Source organism: Chroococcidiopsis sp. TS-821 (assembly GCF_002939305.1).
In the GTDB taxonomy this organism is placed as follows: Bacteria; Cyanobacteriota; Cyanobacteriia; order Cyanobacteriales; family Chroococcidiopsidaceae; genus Chroogloeocystis.
Genome location: NZ_MVDI01000017.1, coordinates 29,864 through 46,368, shown reverse-complemented (window position 1 = coordinate 46,368; position 16,505 = coordinate 29,864). Strand labels below are relative to the sequence as shown.

At 44.5% G+C, this 16,505-nt stretch carries 20 protein-coding genes and 1 pseudogene; 13 read left to right on the top strand and 8 right to left on the bottom strand.

What is annotated here, in order from left to right:
* Positions 1-132 precede the first annotated feature (132 nt).
* Entirely contained in the window at positions 133-744 is a 612-nt protein-coding gene (locus B1A85_RS23145) for a bifunctional 2-polyprenyl-6-hydroxyphenol methylase/3-demethylubiquinol 3-O-methyltransferase UbiG (RefSeq protein WP_104549072.1), read from the top strand.
* On the opposite strand, the gene B1A85_RS23140 is transcribed toward B1A85_RS23145, so the two are convergent.
* The 4 genes from B1A85_RS23140 to B1A85_RS23125 all read right to left on the bottom strand — a co-directional run bounded on the left by B1A85_RS23140 (position 741) and on the right by B1A85_RS23125 (position 2,836).
* On the bottom strand, positions 741-1,139 hold the full coding sequence (locus tag B1A85_RS23140) for a rhodanese-like domain-containing protein (protein WP_104549071.1): 399 nt from the start codon (positions 1,137-1,139) through the stop codon (positions 741-743). The two genes, B1A85_RS23145 and B1A85_RS23140, sit on opposite strands and share 4 nt — an antisense overlap.
* 18 nt (positions 1,140-1,157) lie before the next feature.
* The gene (petC, locus tag B1A85_RS23135; RefSeq protein WP_104549070.1) at positions 1,158-1,697 is read right to left on the bottom strand and encodes a cytochrome b6-f complex iron-sulfur subunit; all 540 of its coding nucleotides are present in this window, start codon (positions 1,695-1,697) and stop codon (positions 1,158-1,160) included.
* A gap of 139 nt (positions 1,698-1,836) precedes the next feature.
* Entirely contained in the window at positions 1,837-2,046 is a 210-nt protein-coding gene (locus B1A85_RS23130; protein WP_104549069.1) for a DUF2892 domain-containing protein, read from the bottom strand.
* Between the two features lie 88 nt (positions 2,047-2,134).
* Positions 2,135-2,836, bottom strand: coding sequence for a class I SAM-dependent methyltransferase (locus B1A85_RS23125; RefSeq protein WP_210404694.1), 702 nt, complete (start codon positions 2,834-2,836; stop codon positions 2,135-2,137).
* A gap of 265 nt (positions 2,837-3,101) precedes the next feature.
* Between B1A85_RS23125 and B1A85_RS23120 the strand changes: the two genes are divergently transcribed.
* The 6 genes and pseudogenes from B1A85_RS23120 (at position 3,102) to B1A85_RS23095 (ending at position 6,759) form a co-directional block, all read left to right on the top strand.
* A complete protein-coding gene (locus B1A85_RS23120) occupies positions 3,102-3,728 on the top strand; it encodes a peroxiredoxin (protein ID WP_371681709.1) in 627 nt (208 codons plus the stop codon).
* Positions 3,729-3,934: 206 nt separating this feature from the next.
* Positions 3,935-4,174, top strand: a pseudogene (locus tag B1A85_RS23115) (sulfide:quinone reductase); the annotation flags it as partial.
* 10 nt (positions 4,175-4,184) lie between these two features.
* Positions 4,185-4,541 (top strand): helix-turn-helix transcriptional regulator, encoded by a 357-nt coding sequence (locus B1A85_RS23110; RefSeq protein WP_104549067.1) that lies wholly within the window; start codon positions 4,185-4,187, stop codon positions 4,539-4,541.
* A 64-nt stretch (positions 4,542-4,605) separates the two neighbouring features.
* Positions 4,606-5,151 carry a DUF3365 domain-containing protein gene (locus B1A85_RS23105; RefSeq protein WP_371681708.1) on the top strand — a complete coding sequence of 182 codons (546 nt, stop codon included), beginning with the start codon at positions 4,606-4,608 and terminating at the stop codon, positions 5,149-5,151.
* A gap of 360 nt (positions 5,152-5,511) precedes the next feature.
* A complete protein-coding gene (locus B1A85_RS23100) occupies positions 5,512-6,234 on the top strand; it encodes a Uma2 family endonuclease (RefSeq protein WP_104549065.1) in 723 nt (240 codons plus the stop codon).
* A gap of 141 nt (positions 6,235-6,375) precedes the next feature.
* Entirely contained in the window at positions 6,376-6,759 is a 384-nt protein-coding gene (locus B1A85_RS23095; protein WP_104549064.1) for a DUF4346 domain-containing protein, read from the top strand.
* Between the two features lie 17 nt (positions 6,760-6,776).
* Here the strand turns inward: B1A85_RS23095 and psb32 are convergent, their stop codons facing one another.
* A complete protein-coding gene (gene psb32 / locus B1A85_RS23090; RefSeq protein WP_104549063.1) occupies positions 6,777-7,490 on the bottom strand; it encodes a photosystem II repair protein Psb32 in 714 nt (237 codons plus the stop codon).
* A gap of 355 nt (positions 7,491-7,845) precedes the next feature.
* Between psb32 and surE the strand changes: the two genes are divergently transcribed.
* The 4 genes from surE to cobT all read left to right on the top strand — a co-directional run bounded on the left by surE (position 7,846) and on the right by cobT (position 11,193).
* The gene (surE, locus tag B1A85_RS23085; protein ID WP_104549062.1) at positions 7,846-8,523 is read left to right on the top strand and encodes a 5'/3'-nucleotidase SurE; all 678 of its coding nucleotides are present in this window, start codon (positions 7,846-7,848) and stop codon (positions 8,521-8,523) included.
* Positions 8,524-8,581: 58 nt separating this feature from the next.
* The gene (locus tag B1A85_RS23080) at positions 8,582-9,280 is read left to right on the top strand and encodes a Crp/Fnr family transcriptional regulator (protein ID WP_104549074.1); all 699 of its coding nucleotides are present in this window, start codon (positions 8,582-8,584) and stop codon (positions 9,278-9,280) included.
* 71 nt (positions 9,281-9,351) lie between these two features.
* Positions 9,352-10,065 carry a DUF2232 domain-containing protein gene (locus B1A85_RS23075; RefSeq protein WP_104549061.1) on the top strand — a complete coding sequence of 238 codons (714 nt, stop codon included), beginning with the start codon at positions 9,352-9,354 and terminating at the stop codon, positions 10,063-10,065.
* A gap of 21 nt (positions 10,066-10,086) precedes the next feature.
* Entirely contained in the window at positions 10,087-11,193 is a 1,107-nt protein-coding gene (cobT, locus tag B1A85_RS23070; RefSeq protein ID WP_104549060.1) for a nicotinate mononucleotide-dependent phosphoribosyltransferase CobT, read from the top strand.
* 119 nt (positions 11,194-11,312) lie between these two features.
* Here cobT and B1A85_RS23065 read toward each other — a convergent pair whose 3' ends face one another.
* The gene (locus B1A85_RS23065; RefSeq protein ID WP_104549059.1) at positions 11,313-11,681 is read right to left on the bottom strand and encodes a hypothetical protein; all 369 of its coding nucleotides are present in this window, start codon (positions 11,679-11,681) and stop codon (positions 11,313-11,315) included.
* 465 nt (positions 11,682-12,146) lie between these two features.
* On the opposite strand from B1A85_RS23065, the gene B1A85_RS23060 reads away from it, so the two are divergent.
* The gene (locus B1A85_RS23060; RefSeq protein ID WP_104549058.1) at positions 12,147-12,788 is read left to right on the top strand and encodes a phycobiliprotein lyase; all 642 of its coding nucleotides are present in this window, start codon (positions 12,147-12,149) and stop codon (positions 12,786-12,788) included.
* Between the two features lie 20 nt (positions 12,789-12,808).
* On the top strand, positions 12,809-13,948 hold the full coding sequence (locus B1A85_RS23055) for an extracellular solute-binding protein (protein ID WP_104549057.1): 1,140 nt from the start codon (positions 12,809-12,811) through the stop codon (positions 13,946-13,948).
* Positions 13,949-14,103: 155 nt separating this feature from the next.
* Here the strand turns inward: B1A85_RS23055 and B1A85_RS23050 are convergent, their stop codons facing one another.
* A complete protein-coding gene (locus tag B1A85_RS23050; RefSeq protein WP_104549056.1) occupies positions 14,104-14,655 on the bottom strand; it encodes a hypothetical protein in 552 nt (183 codons plus the stop codon).
* A gap of 439 nt (positions 14,656-15,094) precedes the next feature.
* Positions 15,095-16,501: a hemolysin family protein gene (locus B1A85_RS23045; protein WP_246841516.1), complete on the bottom strand. Its 1,407-nt coding sequence runs from the start codon at positions 16,499-16,501 to the stop codon at positions 15,095-15,097.
* Positions 16,502-16,505: the final 4 nt, after the last annotated feature.

The following is a 16,505-nucleotide window of genomic DNA, read 5'->3' as shown; positions in this document are numbered from 1 at the left end:
TGGATGAGTTGCGTTTGTTGGTACGAGAGCGATTGCAACAAATGACCCAAGCAGTGATTCGTTCAATTGTCGGTAGAGCCTCCATCCTTGAGGCATTATCTGTAGCCGGTCTTTAAGGAATTGGTATTAGTCGTGAACCAGTGGGACACACGCTACAAGGCAGAGGATTATGTCTATGGCACGACTGCTAATGACTTCTTGATCAGCGTTGTCGATCGCATTCCGCCAGGGCGCATTCTTTGTTTAGCAGAGGGGGAAGGACGAAACGCAGTCTTCCTGGCAGAGAAAGGCTATGCGGTAACAGCAGTTGACTTCTCTAGTGTTGGCTTGCAGAAAGCGCGCCGATTAGCAGCTGCGCGAGGTGTTAGCATCAAGACCTGTTGTGCTGATTTGAGTGAGTTTAAGATTCAGCCCAACCAATGGCAAGGAATTGTCTCTATCTTTGCTCATGTGCCACCAGAAGTGCGGGTTCCGCTGCACCGCGCTGCTGTAGCAGGGTTAGCAACTGGCGGAGCCTTCGTTTTAGAAGCCTACACGCCTCAACAGTTGCAATATAAGACCGGTGGCCCACCAACTGCTGAGTTAATGATGAACTTGATTGAGCTACAAACTGAATTGAGCGGATTGGAGTGGGCGATCGCGCAGGAAAAAGTTCGCTTCATTCGGGAAGGGACTTTACACAATGGAATGAGTGCCGTCGTGCAACTTCTAGGATTCAAGAATTCTCCATGCGGAACGGGTTAATTCGCTTGAACTCTCACTTTTGTTGTCTTCAGACCCGATCGTTGCCATTCGATCATGCCCCCTGTAATGTTATAGACTGTCGTGAATCCTGCATCTGCAAGCTTTTTTGCTGCGATCGGGCTACGATGTGCTGTTAAGCAGATCGTGGCTATGGGTTGCTCTTTCGAGAGTTCTCGAAACCACTGGGGCAAAAACCACTGCGTTAGGCTCAAGCCCATTAAAATTCGTGGCAAGCTTAAATTACGGGCATTGGGTGCATGACCCGTGAAGTACTCCAAGAAACTGCGAACATCGATGAGTAATGGTGGATTCGGCAACTGAGTAAATTCTGTGGGAGACAGGTCAATTACAATTGGCTCAGAACGAGCAAGTTTGGAATGAGTCAGTTTGGACATTGAACACCTCGTTTATGATTAAACCCACCAAAGCTTTTTGCCAATGCGGGGATCGGTTTCCGTCCAGGGGGAGAGCAAAATATTGCTGTTGTCCAGCACTGTAACATGAACAATCTTGAGGGGTAGGGGTGCTGGACCGCGAATCACCCTTCCATCCGGCGCATAGAGGGAACCGTGACAAGGGCATTGAAACTGCTGATCGACTGGGTTCCAGGGAAAGGTGCAACCCAAGTGAGTACAATCATTCACAAGCCCTATAGGATCGAGTGTTTGGTCATCTTTAACAACAAGATATGTCGGTTCACCCGCTAACCCTGCTACCAGCGCACGAGTCCCAGGAGGTTCTGCCAGAATCTGGCTCGCAGGAATAGGATTCCCCAAAATATCTTTAGCAATGATGCCACCATCTACCCCAGTGTCTTCTTTGGGTGGAACAAAGAACTGACCAACCGGATAGAGTGCAGAACCTACGGTTACGGCTACCGTTGCTCCAGTGAGAAAGTTAAGCAGTTGTCGCCGTGATAAGGATGATTCTTCGAAAGGAAAAGTGTTGTCCATCGGAAACCTCCTTACTAAATTTCAACATTTATTTTGCTCTTGGACTGTGCAGTGGCAAGAACATTATGAACGGGGATCAGCAGCTAAGGCTTCTACCCTGTTATCTGCGTGTCCTGAAGATGTGAATCAATGGGTAAGACTAAAGTTGTTGGTTAGGCTGGTTTGTGCGAATTCCGAGAAAGCGATAAAGACCGCAGAAGCCAACCATTGCTGTAACAAGAGACACACTGCCTACGACCACTAGCCCAATTCCCAAAGCAGTGCCACTGTAGAGAAATCCTAGATAAAACAACACAGAAGCCACAACCAAACGGATCAGGCGATCGAGCAAACCAACATTTGTTTCCATAGCTGAAATCTCCCAATAAATCTCCAAATTGATTAAGGAGATTACAAAAGCTGCTACTTGGAGATATCTTCAGATGCGTTTAGAAGGTTTAGCAGCTTTCCAGCCTTATCTCAGTCTTATCTGATTTTTGCGTTGCAATTCCAGCAATGTGCGGACTGACAACAGGAATAGATAGGCGAAACGATTGATAATGAATTGATTCAAATCCAGCGTTCTCAAGATACAACCAGGTTTCTCGGTTTGGGTGACAGTGGTCAAATACGGTTTTCCAGACAGGAGTGACGCCATCTTGAACGGTGCGCTTGCAAGTATTTTCTGGAGCTGCAACGTGTTCAATGAAGACAAAGGTTCCACCAGGTTTCAGCACTCGTTGAATGTCCTTCAAGGCTGCGTCAATGTCAGTTACCGAGCAAAGAACATAGGTGCTGACTACCGTATCAATGCTGTTGTCTGCAACGGGTAATGTCTCAGCCCGTCCTCCGTATAACTCGATCGCTGTAAGCCCATGACGGTCTGCTTCTTGATGAATGTAAGGGTGCATATAGGGGTTAGGTTCTACCCCAATCCAGTGAATAGCTGGTGAGTAATAGGAGAGATTTGCCCCTGCACCGGGTCCAATTTCTAAAACGTTGCCTTGCAGATGGCTAAGGAGCGATCGCTTCAAGTCTGCCATTGTCTCATAGTCCTGACAGTCGTGTAGCTTGATTGCCCGATCGTCAGCATTGTTAGCTTTTGCCATGCCCCAGGCAAATAATTTTTTATGCCAATTTTGCAGAAATAAACCCTTCATAAGCATGCTTGTTCTATAGAAGACTAATAAATGCTTAGTGATTTAACAGCACTTGGTTAAAAACTACCTCTACTTTAAGCATTTTTAGGTTAATTGATCATTTAGTAGTATTACTATATAATGATGTTAAGTCAAACTCGTTATGCTTTTGACTTACAAAAATTTTCTGCCTGTCATACTTGGCTTTGACTTGAAGTAAAGATGACAAATTTAAATTGGGAGATATTGTATGCAGACGATGGAAACCGCTTCGACGTTGACTCCAATGGCGATGCCTCGGCTTAACGAACCTGCGCCTGCCTTTGAGGCAAACACTACGCATGGAGTAAAAAAGCTATCTGACTATGAGGGGAAATGGCTAATCCTGTTTTCCCATCCTGCTGACTTCACGCCCGTTTGCACCACAGAATTTATTGCATTTGCTAAGCACTATGAGGAGTTCAAGGCATTAAACTGTGAATTGATTGGTTTGTCGATCGATAGCAACTATGCCCATCTGGCATGGGTGCAAAATATTCAGGCAAAATTTGGAGTGTCGATTCCTTTTCCAATCATCGAAGACCTGTCGATGAAGGTAGCTCACGCCTACGGTATGATTCAGCCTGGAGCAAGTGATACCTCTGCGGTTCGGGCAACCTTCATCATTGATGACAAGGGAATTTTGCGAGCAATGGTGTACTATCCCATGACCAACGGTCGCTCCATTCCTGAGTTTCTCAGACTGGTGAAAGCACTGCAAACCAGCGATCGCAATGGAGTTGCAACGCCGGAAGGTTGGCAACCAGGTGAGGCAGTGATTGTACCCCCTCCCAAGACCGTTGAGGCAGCAACCGCCCGTTTGTCTGAGGGGTATGACTGCGTAGATTGGTATTTTTGCAAGAAGCAGCTTTAGGTTAACTGTCTTTGAGTTAAACGTTTGCAGGCAGGAATGTGCACAGTTCCTGCCTGAAACTGATGTTTAAGTAATGATGTAATTTGTTGTATTAATTTATTTATCAAGTTAGTGTTTGACGGTAATTTTATACTACCGTATAGCTATATAATAAATTAAAAAGCTGGGTTGTCCTCACCTCGGTATTCAATGAATCTCTCTACAATCTGAGTGAGCCAGTGCTGCCCGATCCGGCAACAGGCAAGCGGCGACGGGCGATCGCGCTGCAAGGAGCTTGGGTAGGGTGGGCAAAAACCGCGTTTGAGCAATATTTTCTTACCAAGATGCGCTTGGGTGCGGCTGTTCCCTGGTTTGAGCGGCTTGCCCTGAGAGGCGTTGGGTTGTCACTGGTAGAGCCGACTTCTGTCTCATCGTCAAGCGATCGCCTGCATGAAATCCCTTATTGAGGAAACTCCAATGGATTGGACAAAGAACCTAAAACGACTGGAACAAATGGCGGATCGGTTTCGGGTGATGTCTGATCCGACTCGTCTGCGCATTCTGGCAGTGCTGGGAGAACAAGAATTGAGCGTCCAAGACATTTGCGATCGCACAGGCTACAAACAGTCCAATGTTTCCAAACACTTGCGAGTACTGCGCGAAATTGGGGCGATCGCCTGCGAGCAAAGGAGCTACTACCACTACTATCGCGCGATCGATCCGCAAATTCTCAGCTGTTGGCGTTGTACAAAAACTGCTTGCAATGAATCAGGAGAACCTCATGTTAAAGCCGATTCAGGAAGTGATACAAAACTTTCATCAGCGTGCGATTAGCCATATTCTCAAGCTGGTTCTTACGCTCAGTTTCAGTGTGTTGCTGTTCAGTTGGAAACCTGCAATGGCGCTAGCCGCTCCCAATATTCCGAATCCGAGTGAATTATCCCGCGCGGTTCAGGAAATTGAAAATCTGGATGCAATGCGCTCTGGGTTAGCCGCTTCTCTGGAAGGGCGTATAGAAGAACCAACGATGCAAACCATGAAGGAAGTCTGTCGTCCGGTGGGAATGCGGGCGATGCAACTAAGTCATGAGAATGGTTGGCAGGTAAAGCAGATTGCAAAGAAATATCGCAACCCCGCCCATGCTCCTGATAACTTACACGCTCAGATTGCATTAGCAAAATTTGAACGCGAACCCGATCTCGTTGGATTTTGGGATCGAGAAACGATAGATGGGCAACTGGGAACTCGCTATTACCGCCGCATTGATGTGGAAGCAAGCTGTTTAGCCTGTCATGGATTGAAAGAGAGTCGTCCTCAGTTTGTCAAAGACAACTATCCTCAAGATTTAGCCTACAACTTTGATGTGGGCGATCTGCGCGGAATGTACTCTGTATTCATTCCCGATGACGTGAAGCAGGCACTCCAAGATGCAACCAATCCATAATTTCAATATTGGTTCTCCCTGATGAAGAGTATTTCACTAATTGCATGGTGTTTGAATGTTCAAAAGCAGTCATAGTAACTGTAGCTGCTACCCCAACGAATAACGCTACGTTTTGTAGTTGATGCATGAGTGGAAACTTGATTGAAACCTTAATGGCTGCAAAATTTGGTTTATACAATAGTATGTATTTAATTTTTTACTGCTATTAAAGTGTTTTTACGGTATCTAGAGCCTGGTGTGGAGGATCTCATAAAAAACTGGAGAATTGTGATTTATTGCAATACTTAACGATAGAAAACGCGGTAGCTCTCAAACTGAAATTTGCTACAGTAAACGGTATCCAGCAGTGCTGAGGATGTGATGATGGTAAAAAAATTATCCTACCTTCAATCAAGTTCTACACAGAACCTGCCACCGCTTGAAAGTGGCGATCGCCTCACTCGGTACGAATTTGAGCGGCGCTATCATGCCATGCCACACTTGAAAAAAGCTGAACTGATTGAAGGAGTTGTTTACTTGCCATCGCCGCTAAGATTTGAACCTCATGCTAGACCTCACGGGCACCTCATCACCTGGCTAGGAATTTATGAAGCTTTTACCCCTGGGGTAATGATGGGGGATAATCCCACAGTGCGGCTTGATTTAGATAATGAACCTCAACCTGATGCTGTGCTTTTGATTGACGCAGCCGCAGGGGGGCAATCGCGCTTAAGCAACGATGGCTATATCGAAGGCGCACCCGAACTCATTGCCGAAGTTGCTGCTAGTAGTGCAGCTTATGATTTATATGATAAGAAAACTGTTTATCGCCGCAATGGCGTTCAAGAATATATTGTTTGGCAAGTGCTAGACCAAAAAATAGATTGGTTCGTGCTACAGGATGGAGAGTATATCTTACAGCAACCAGATGCAACTGGCATCATTCAAAGTAAGGTATTTCCAGGACTATGGTTGGCGGTTGAATCGTTGCTGGCTAGCGATATGGCAAGAGTGCTGGCGGTGGTGCAGGAGGGATTGCACTCATCAGTACACGCGGCGTTTGTAGAGGAATTGAAGCAATCACTAAGCGATCGCCAACTCTAACTTGTCTCGCGTACAAACCCCTTACCAAGCTGTGATGAATATTTCTGATGAAAACGCTAAGACTGCGTCAGTCGTAACAGAAAAAGAGAGAAGAATTACACTGGTTATAGGGTAAAAAATTGGTAAAGCAGTTAACAAACGATGAATCAAACGATTGAATCTTTAGCAGCAATCGACAACAAACTTTCGCAGCGTCACATTGACCTTGACCCATCAGGATACTTTATTATTTATCTTGACCGCGAAGCTCAATTAATTTGTGCTAAACATTTTACGAACGTTATCGACGATCGCGGTTTAGCGGTTGACCCAGAAACAGGAAAAGTGATTCCCGCACGCGGTAAAGTCGAACGAACTCACACGACAGTTTACTCTGGTAGAACCGCAAAAGAGCTTTGTGTCAAAATTTTAGAGCAAACTCAGCCTTGTCCAGTGACTCGGTTAGACCATGCGGCTTATCTTGGTCGCGAGTTTGTGCGGGCTGAGAATGCTTTAGTATCTGGGCAAGAATATATTCAGGATTAGCCCGCGCTCATTGCTAACTACCGGACATATAAGTAGTAAGTTGCCATAGGAATAACTGTTGCAGCAATTAATAAACCAACAACCCAGATTGTTGCATTACCTGTATCGGTTTCGTCTTTAGCTTTGAATGTTCCTGCAACACTTACTGTTTGAGCAACTTGGGGGGGACCTGGATCTTCTTTGCCAGACAAAACAGCAACTAGGCGATCGCTTGCATCTAAGAGGGCTTGGTTATATTTTTCACCTTCGCGCAGCGGTGCTGGCACGGTTTCTGTCACCACACTTTGAGCCGTATCATTTGATAACAAAGTCTTAACTTTGTCACCAGTACGGATGGCTGTGTTGTTAGTGAGCGTATCAATCACCAGTAAGGTTTGATTTGCTTGCGTTTCTGGAGTTGGGAACCATTTGGTGAATAACTTTTGTGTAAAGCTATCGATGGTTTCCCCATAGTCTAAACGGCGAATAGTGACAAATCGAACTTCGTTGCCTGTGTTTTTTGCTAAGTTTTCCAAAGCGCTACCAATTTTGCCTTCATTAATACGGCTGATCACTTCGGCTTGGTCAATTACCCAAGTGCGATCGCCTGCGCTAACTTGTGGCATTTGATAGACACCAGTGGCTTTTACTGGCGCTATCCATAGCGTCGATGCGAGCAACATCAATACGAGTAGTACTACCAAACGCGGTAAATATTTTATTCGATTAAAAAATGAATTGAGGAGTTTCATCGGAACTAAACCGATAGACGACGAATCAAAAAAGCAATTAGCTGTTAGCCTTTAGCTTAAACGAAGGCTGACATAAACTAAATTTAAACGCAGGTAGTTCTCCCTGAGCGAGTTTATATGTTTTATTTAAGCTATTCACCAACTACTAAATGCTTTTATCCCAAAATACTACCGCAAGGAAAGGGGTCAGAGGTCAAAGGTTGGATCTTGGAGAATAGAAATTTGATTGCTCAGATCTTGCATTAATCATCAAAAATCGTTGAGATACTACCAATGCACCTGCTCAACAAAAAGTTAATATTCAATCGCAACCCTAAAAAACTAAACTTTTCCCTGACTCTGTCCTCTCTTAAATATGACTTTAGTTCTGACAAACGACGACGGTGTTGATGCTCCTGGAATTCGCGCTTTGCTCAAAGCGGTGAATGGTCAGGGTGTCATTGTTGCACCGAAAGCGCATCTCTCTGGTTGCGCTCATCAAGTGACAACAACGCAGCCAATTCATATTGAGAAACGCTCGCAAGCCGAATATGCGATCGCGGGCACTCCTGCTGATTGTGTTCGCGTAGCAATATCGCATCTTTTTGACGATGTCAAGCTTGTCTTATCAGGCATAAATGCAGGGGGTAACATGGGGGCAGATACTTATATTTCAGGAACAGTAGCAGCAGTGAGAGAAGCGGCATTTCACCGAGTTCCAGGCATTGCGATTTCGCATTATCGTAAAGGCAAAAGAAATGTTGATTGGGATGTTGCCGCGCGCTGGACAGCAAATGTGCTGGCGGATCTTCTGCAACGCCCATTGGCGTCAGGAACGTTTTGGAATGTCAACTTACCACACTTAGAGCCAGGAGACCCCGATCCAGAGGTCGTGTTTTGTGAACCGTGTACGCAACCATTACCATTAAAATATCGTGTGGAGGGAGATCATTTGTTTTATGCAGGCGAGTATGCCCTGCGCGATCGCACTCCAGGCACTGATGTTGATGTTTGCTTTTCAGGACGCATCGCCGTTACGCAACTCAAACTTTGATTTTCAGATCTTTCATCAAAACGCAAATCCACAGCAAGACGCCCGTAAGATGCAATCTATGGATGATCAACACAATGCTCCTACATCTGTCAATCCATCAATCTACTTGGCACCTTTTTTTCAAGGATTGCCAGCACCAGCTGTGGAAAAAGCGATCGCGCATCTTGTCACGCGGACGCATCCAGCCAATCAAGTGATTCTTTTGGAAAATGATTGGGGAAATTCAGTCTATTTTATTCTTGAAGGTTGGGTCAAAATTCGTACCTACAATCTCGACGGCAAAGAAGTCACGCTTAATATTTTGGGCAAAGCAGAAATTTTCGGTGAAATGGCAGCGTTAGATGAAGTGCCCCGCTCGACGGATGCAATTACACTCACTCCTACGACAATTGGCAGTATGCCCGCGCAAGATTTTATTACCTTAGTTCAAACCGAACCTTTAGCAGGAATTCGATTATCGCAACTTATGGCACGGCGCTTACGTCAAGTCAATCGCCGTCTGCGGCTACGCGAATCTGATAGTGTATCGCGCGTCGCAGACACGCTGCTATTTTTAGCAGAAGGACAAGGAATACAAGATGAAGCCGGAATCCAAATTCCCAACTTACCGCATCGAGAATTGAGCAGCTTGAGTGGCTTAGCCCGCGAAACAGTGACAAGAGTCTTGACAAAATTAGAGAAAAAAGGCTTGATCCTGCGCCAACAACAAGTACTTTCTATCCCCGATTTCAAAGCGCTAGAACGACTAATAATGTAGGCGTCAGATAAGCTAAAGCCTTGAGTTTCCATTCTTAATAAAGATAAAGTTATTGTTACATAAAAAATTACATGAGTGATTCCGTCAGCCGTAACGAGGAATACCCGTCAAAACATATAGAAACACCTGTGAGTCATCCTTTAGCCGTAAAAAGCAAGAGTGCTGCGCCGTTAAAGATGGTGGAAACTGCGTTTCTAGCGAGTACTGCAAGCTTAATTTGGTTTATCAATTACTATCTATCGCTAGGACCGTTGTTGCGAATTTTCTTTCCGGTACCGATCGCATTAGTTTACCTGCGTTGGGGTGCTAGGGCGGCTTGGATGGCAACTACTGTTTCTGGATTGCTGCTATCAGTACTTTTAGGACCAACACGCGGTATTTTGTATATTATGCCGTTTGCACTGATGGGTGTATTGCTCGGTGCGGTATGGCATCGTCGCGCACCTTGGATCGTTTCGATTAGTTTAGGTGCGCTTTTGGGTACCATCGGCTTTTTCTTTCGGTTTTGGGTATTATCCGTTTTGTCGGGTGAAGATCTGTGGGTTTATACAATCACTCAAGTAACAAGATTCACGGAATGGGCTTTTTTGCGACTCGGATTGCTAGCACAGCCAAGTGTTTTATTAATTGAAGCAGCCGCGATCGCGCTTGTTTTTGTGCAAAATATTGTGTATTTATTTGTCGTCCACTTAGCATCTTGGTTCCTCCTCGATCGCTTAGGTAATTCGATTCCGCGTCCGCCCCACTGGGTGCAAGTTTTAATGGATTATGAAGAAGATGCTTGAGCTGCTGGCTAACTGCTACTCATGATTCAGGTTTACACCCAAGAGAAACAAGGCAACGAATGGCTGCAACGCTATCGCGGTGCTTCGGCGGCGTTAGTTTGCGTTTTAGGGTTTACGGAAACAGGGTTAATTCCTGGAATTTCCGCAGCAGGAAGTACGCCACACGCGCGAAGATATACCGCGATCGCCGATGCCGAATTTCTCTATAATGGTCCGCAGCCGCGACCGCAATACCCTTTACCGCCACTCGCAGCAGGTGCTTCGCCAGTTTTTATTTCGCGGGCAATTGTCGAAGCACTAGGTTTACCAATTTATCTTTTTAATGCTGGATTACCTCAACTCCCTAGCGTCCCGACAATTGATTTAGGTGGTGCAGCTGCGCAATGTTTAAGTCGTGGCTGTGCCATGAAATTGGCAACCGTGAAACATCTGTGGGAGCAAGGTATCCTCTGGGGCGAACAACTAGCGCGTCAGCCGCAGGATTATGTGATTTTGGGCGAGTGCGTCGTCGGCGGTACAACAACTGCACTCGCAGTTTTGACAGGCTTAGGAATTGCCGCTGCAGGCAAAGTGAATAGTAGTCACCCCGTTTGCAATCACGCACAAAAATGGACACTGGTGAAATTAGGGTTACAGCGCGCGCATCTTTGGGACAAAATACCGCTGCAAGATCCTTTGGTATTGATCGCTGCAGTGGGCGATCCGATGCAAATTGCGGTCGCGGGAATGGCGATCGCTCTGAGTCGTTCTCAAGGCGTCCTTCTTGCTGGTGGTACGCAAATGCTTGCTGTCTATGCTTTGATGCACGCCTTAGGCAAAGCTTTTGAAATCGCATGGCAACCAGAAGCAGTTGTCGTCGGAACGACTCGTTGGGTTGCAGAAGATCCTACGGGTAATACTGTTGAATTAGCACAACTGATCGGGGGAGTGCTACTCGGTACAAAATTAAGCTTTAAGAATTCTCGATACCCTCAACTACAAGTTTACGAACAGGGTTATGTCAAAGAAGGTGTAGCTGCTGGCGGTTGCTGTATTGCTGCTTGTTTGATGCAAAATTGGCACCAAGCTCAACTCTTACAGACAATCGAAGGTTTACTAGAGCGTTATTCAAAAGCTGTTGGCTTCTAGTATCTAGCACTAATAGTGCTAAGAAGTGTCAAGATTTTGTTTACTGGTCAAGGGTCATCGGCGTTTAGGTTTAACTTCTATTACCTATTCGCAATTACCCATTACCATTGCGTAACTTGCTAGTGAATTCTTTGTGCTAGCAGTTGTTCTTCCAACGCGGCGATTCGATTATAGGCAGCCGTTAGCTGTGCTGTTAACCGCTGAATTTGGATTTCTGGTGCAAGTTCCTTCTCGCCACTTTGACGCTGGTTCTCGATACTGCTGCTATCTTCTATAACGTCTTTATGTCCCATAGTTTTAGTAGCTTTGTATCCTTGAGTCGAATAACGTCCTGCTGTATTTTGTATCGAGTACTGAGCCTCTTGTGCAGACGCTAAGCGGCACTCTGTTAATGCTTCAGAAACTCTGCCGTTGAGTTGCTCGATGGCTTGATATAACGTATCAACTTTGTGACTTAATGTGATGACTTGCTTTTGTAGCGGTTCCATAGACTTTCTTGCCTCATTGCCCGAAGGGTTATCTCTATCTATGCTAGGCAAGAAAATAGCAAAGTTAACTCTACTTATGAAACATTTAACTTTTGATAATCTTACTTTTAAAGCGATACATTATTTTTTGCTTCTCAACAGAAGTAAATGATAGTAGTGAGTAGCAATATCTTGATTTGTGTAGATTGATTAAATATTTAGCTGATATGACCAGGAAAATCGTTATAAATGCCAGTTTTTGTGTCTTTAACAAAAATGTTAACTAGCAACTAGATAAATCAAATTTCGAGATGCGATCGCCGTAAAGGCGATAATTATCTAGTAATAATACTCATTAGATTAGGTTAGCAACGAAAAAAGAAATATATCATTGATAAAAATCAATACAGCAATTTTTAGATCGAAAACTCTCTATCTACAGGCTCTTAAGCGAAAATAGATAGGCAACGTTTCACATAGGAAATAATGCTTAGTTTTTTAGATTTTTTTACAGCTTGTAGCGGTAAATGGACAACAGAACGTATCTATCATTCGATGCCGCAGGGTAGTATCGAACGCTCTTATACTGAGTATCAAGTCGAACCAATTACACTAGCAGATAAACAACGAATATTAACTTTATCAGCTCAAGCAGGGGTAAAAGTAGAAGTACAGCTAGCGACTGTACAACAAGAAGCTCTGCCAGGCTTTGCAATTTCGTTTAATACTCGCTCGGAAACAGGTGAAACAGTATCAATGAGCTTGCAAGCTTTATTTGTGCCAGATATGTATATTTCTGAAGAAAGTACAGTTGTCAAATTACCACCTCCTGTAGCCGCACAAGTGGCAACCGAACCAGAAGGAGAGGTGATTCAAGGTTTTTATTTGCGCGATGAGGGCTATTCCGAGACGGGAACCGCAGTAGGGCGGTTTACATATCAACCCACACGCCAAACGTTAGAAATGACAACTTACTACCGACGCTCAGTCGCAGTCGATCAAATGCGTATGATAGCACCAAACTTACGGCTGCGGACAATTGTGACATACCAAAGACCCGTCAATACTGATGAAATACCGACGATAATTGATTTGATAGGGTTTGGTGTGGAGCAGCGAAGCGCGTAACAATTTAATGTTGAATTATCATGGAGCGACGGATTTTTTTACTCGGGGCAGGAACTCTAGCACTGTCACAACTCTTATCAGGGTGTCATCCACAGACAGGAAACTTGTTTGAAATCGAGTTTCTACGTGGTTCGATACCAGCAATTGTTGTCGATCGCTTTCGCCAGCAAGTACAAAGCTCGCAAGCAAGGTTTACGCCTGTTGCCCAACTACAAGAATTATTTGAACAACTACAAACTTGGCATCAGCAAGCCAATACGACACAGCAACCGCAATCGTCTCCTCTACCTTTTCGCCGCCGCGCGAGACCCCAGAACCCGTCTGCGTTGATTACTTTAGGAGATTATTGGCTATCGACAGCGATTCAACAGCAATTAATTCAACCGCTCAACATCACTCAACTCCAAAATTGGAATGCGTTACCTAGTCGCTGGCAAGAGCTTGTTAGACGCAACAATCAAGGAGAACCCGATCCCCAAGGACAAATCTGGGCAGCGCCTTATCGCTGGGGTAGTACAGTTATACTTTATAACCGAGACAGATTTCATTCTTTAAACTGGACACCAAACGATTGGAGTGATTTATGGCGTCCTGAACTGCGATCGCGTATTTCCATTGTCGATCAATCGCGGGAAGTCATTGGCTTAACTTTAAAGCGTTTGGGTCAATCTTATAATGCCCAAAATCTCGAGCAAATCCCAAACTTAGAGGAAGAACTACGGGCTTTACATCAACAAGTGCGACTCTATAGTTCTAATCGCTATATCGAGCCTTTAATTATTGGCGATACTTGGGTGGCTGTAGGATGGTCAACTGACGTGCTACCAATCATGCGGCGCTATCGAGAAATTGCCGTTGTTGTTCCGCAATCAGGAACAGCTCTTTGGGCAGATGTGTGGGTGAATCCAACCAATGCAGCATTACCTCATTTAGCCTCGCAATGGATCGATTTTTGTTGGCAGCCACAAATCGCACAGCAAATCTCGTTACGCAGTCATGGAACTTCCCCTATTCCAGTAGAACTCCCACCAGGAAGTAGACAAAATCTGACACGAATTGAATTTACAAATGCCCAATTGCAACGTAGTGAGTTTTTGCTACCACTTTCGGCAACTGCACAACAGCAGTATGAGGCATTGTGGCAAACAATTAGAGCGTAGGAAAAATGCTACTTGACTGAACAAGACGTTAGTTGCCTGCAAATTTGGAAGCTTCTAATAATGAAGTTTCCATTCAGGTATTTAGCAAACTATTGCTTATATTTTGTAATACTTTCTTAGATAATTTTTCCCTACATGCTCTATGTAGCTCAAATTTATTGCATATCAATTAGCTGCATAGACTCACTGTTGTGACCTTCACCAAGTCGCCGCAATCCAGGTCTTCCTGTAGTATTGAGATGAGCGATTTGACATTGCAGATTTGCTGTGAAGTCGCACGTGTAGGTTGCTAAAAGTTCTTGTTGATAGTTAAATACACGCAGATTATATCCGAAATCTCTTGCTACCGTACCAAAGCGATTGACAAATTCGTAGCGTTGCAGGTAGTCGAGCGTATTCCAAAGACGTCGGTTAACAATGAGGTCAATACGTCCAGCATTGATACCATCTGGCGGATATGCGATCCAATTATCTAAAAGTTCGCGTGCAAACTGTTCTCTTGCCCACCATAAACTAGGAACAGTCAAGTCGCTTTGAGAAATTGTGTTTGCTGTAATTACATATCTGTTGTTTAGTGCTGCGTCTGGCTCTAATAAGCTTAGTTCCAATGGCTCGGTTGAGGGCTGTGGTACTGCTTGTACGATGGACGACAACAATGAAACCAGCAAAGTACTCGCGCTTAAGATAAGAAAGAGAAGCGATCGCATTTTAAGATATTTCTACTAATAGCTTCCTGGCAATTTATTGTAGTCTAAGATTTTTGATTTTTCATCTCTTTATGACTCAAGATTCCTGCTGACCAACTAAATTTATTCAGCAAATCAAACATAGATAGCCTCAGCTATAAACGCAATTGCAGTTTGGACAGCGCGACTGTATTGAGCATACAAATGGGTAGGGTCAGAACTCGACTCTGTTACCCTTTGGTATCATGGATTACCTTGTTGATGTATAGCCACGATATTTTTAATCTGCCTTTGTAATGTCTTCAGCGATCGCAACTTCATAGCACGTAACAGTTGAAAGACAATTTTAAAAGTTTCATGCGAATAATTGTGGGAAGATTTATACAGCGAATAGTTAAAGGTTACATACCGCTGCTTACTTGTACTGTTATGCTGTCTTATCGGTAAGATTCTATAAAGATCAATGTTGCTGTTCATTACTATGTATTGCCTGAGAACGATGAATGCGAATATGTTGTAGGCGCGGTCCCTGGGCTGAAACGACGGTGAACTCTAAGTTCTGATAGTGTAAGGTTTCCCCGATCGCGGGAACTTTTTGGAGTTGGTAAAGAACAAATCCTCCTAATGTTTGATAGTCATCGCTTAGAGGTAAGTTTAACTGTAGCAATTCGTTGAGATCTTCAAGGTTCATTTGTGCTTGAACCAAAAAAGTTTGCTCGTCCAAATGTTGTACGAGTAACTCATTTGTGCTGGCAAGTTCGCTAGTCTTGCCAACAATTTGAGCAATTAAATCTTGAATAGTTAATAAGCCAACCGTACCGCCAAATTCGTTAACTACAATAACCATTTGTAAATGCGATTGCTGCATTAATGGCAATAACTCGCTTAACGGAGTATATTCAGGTACAAAACGTGCGGGTTGGACCCAAGGTTGAATTTTTGTATCGAGCGATAATTTCCCTAAAACCAGTGGTTTTGCTAGTTCCTTAAAGTGAACAATACCGCGAATATCGTCTAGCGATTTACCGACAATTGGGTAGCGTGAATGCCCTGTCGTTGCCATTTCTTTGAGTAAAGTTTGCAGCGTCGCTTCTTCGGATAGAGCCACAATTCTGGTGCGCGGTACCATAATTTCCTCAGCAGTTACGTCGCCAAATTCAAAGATGTTATTTAATAATTCGCGTTCTTCGGCTTCTAAGCCTGTTGATTCGCGCTCAGTGGCGATAATTAACTGTAACTCTTCGGAAGTCACTGGCGGTAGCCAAGCTTGTCCAGTGTATTGAATTCCTACAACCCTTAGCAGTAAGCGCGTTGATTGATTTAAAACCCAAATAAAAGGAGTAAAAAAACGCGCGATCGCTTTTACTGGCAGTGCTAACAACCTTGCCAATCGTTCAGAGTAAAGCAGCGCGACGGACTTGGGGCAAAGTTCTCCTAAGACAATTTGGAGATAGGCAACAAGGAGAAAAGCTAAGGGAATCGCCAGCGAGTGCGCTAATCTCATTCGCAGTGCCTCTGACACGGGTAACTGCGCTAGACCTGTAGCGACGAGAACAGCCATCGTACTCTCGCCAATCCAACCGAGTGCCAAACTTGATAACGTAATTCCTAATTGAGTTGTAGACAGCAAGCGATCGATACTGTGCTGGAGTGCTTGCAGCGCGATCGCTGGCGTGTCTCCAGCTTCTACCAATTGGTGGATGCGCGATCGCCGCACGGACACCATGGAAAACTCTGCTGCCACAAAAAAGGCATTAATTGCAATCAGTAACAATACTGATAGCAGGCGCAGCCAAATGTCTGAGATAAACAACGGTGATCCAGCTAAAAGTGGAACAAAACAGGCAACCATCAATAAGTGAGACATCAGT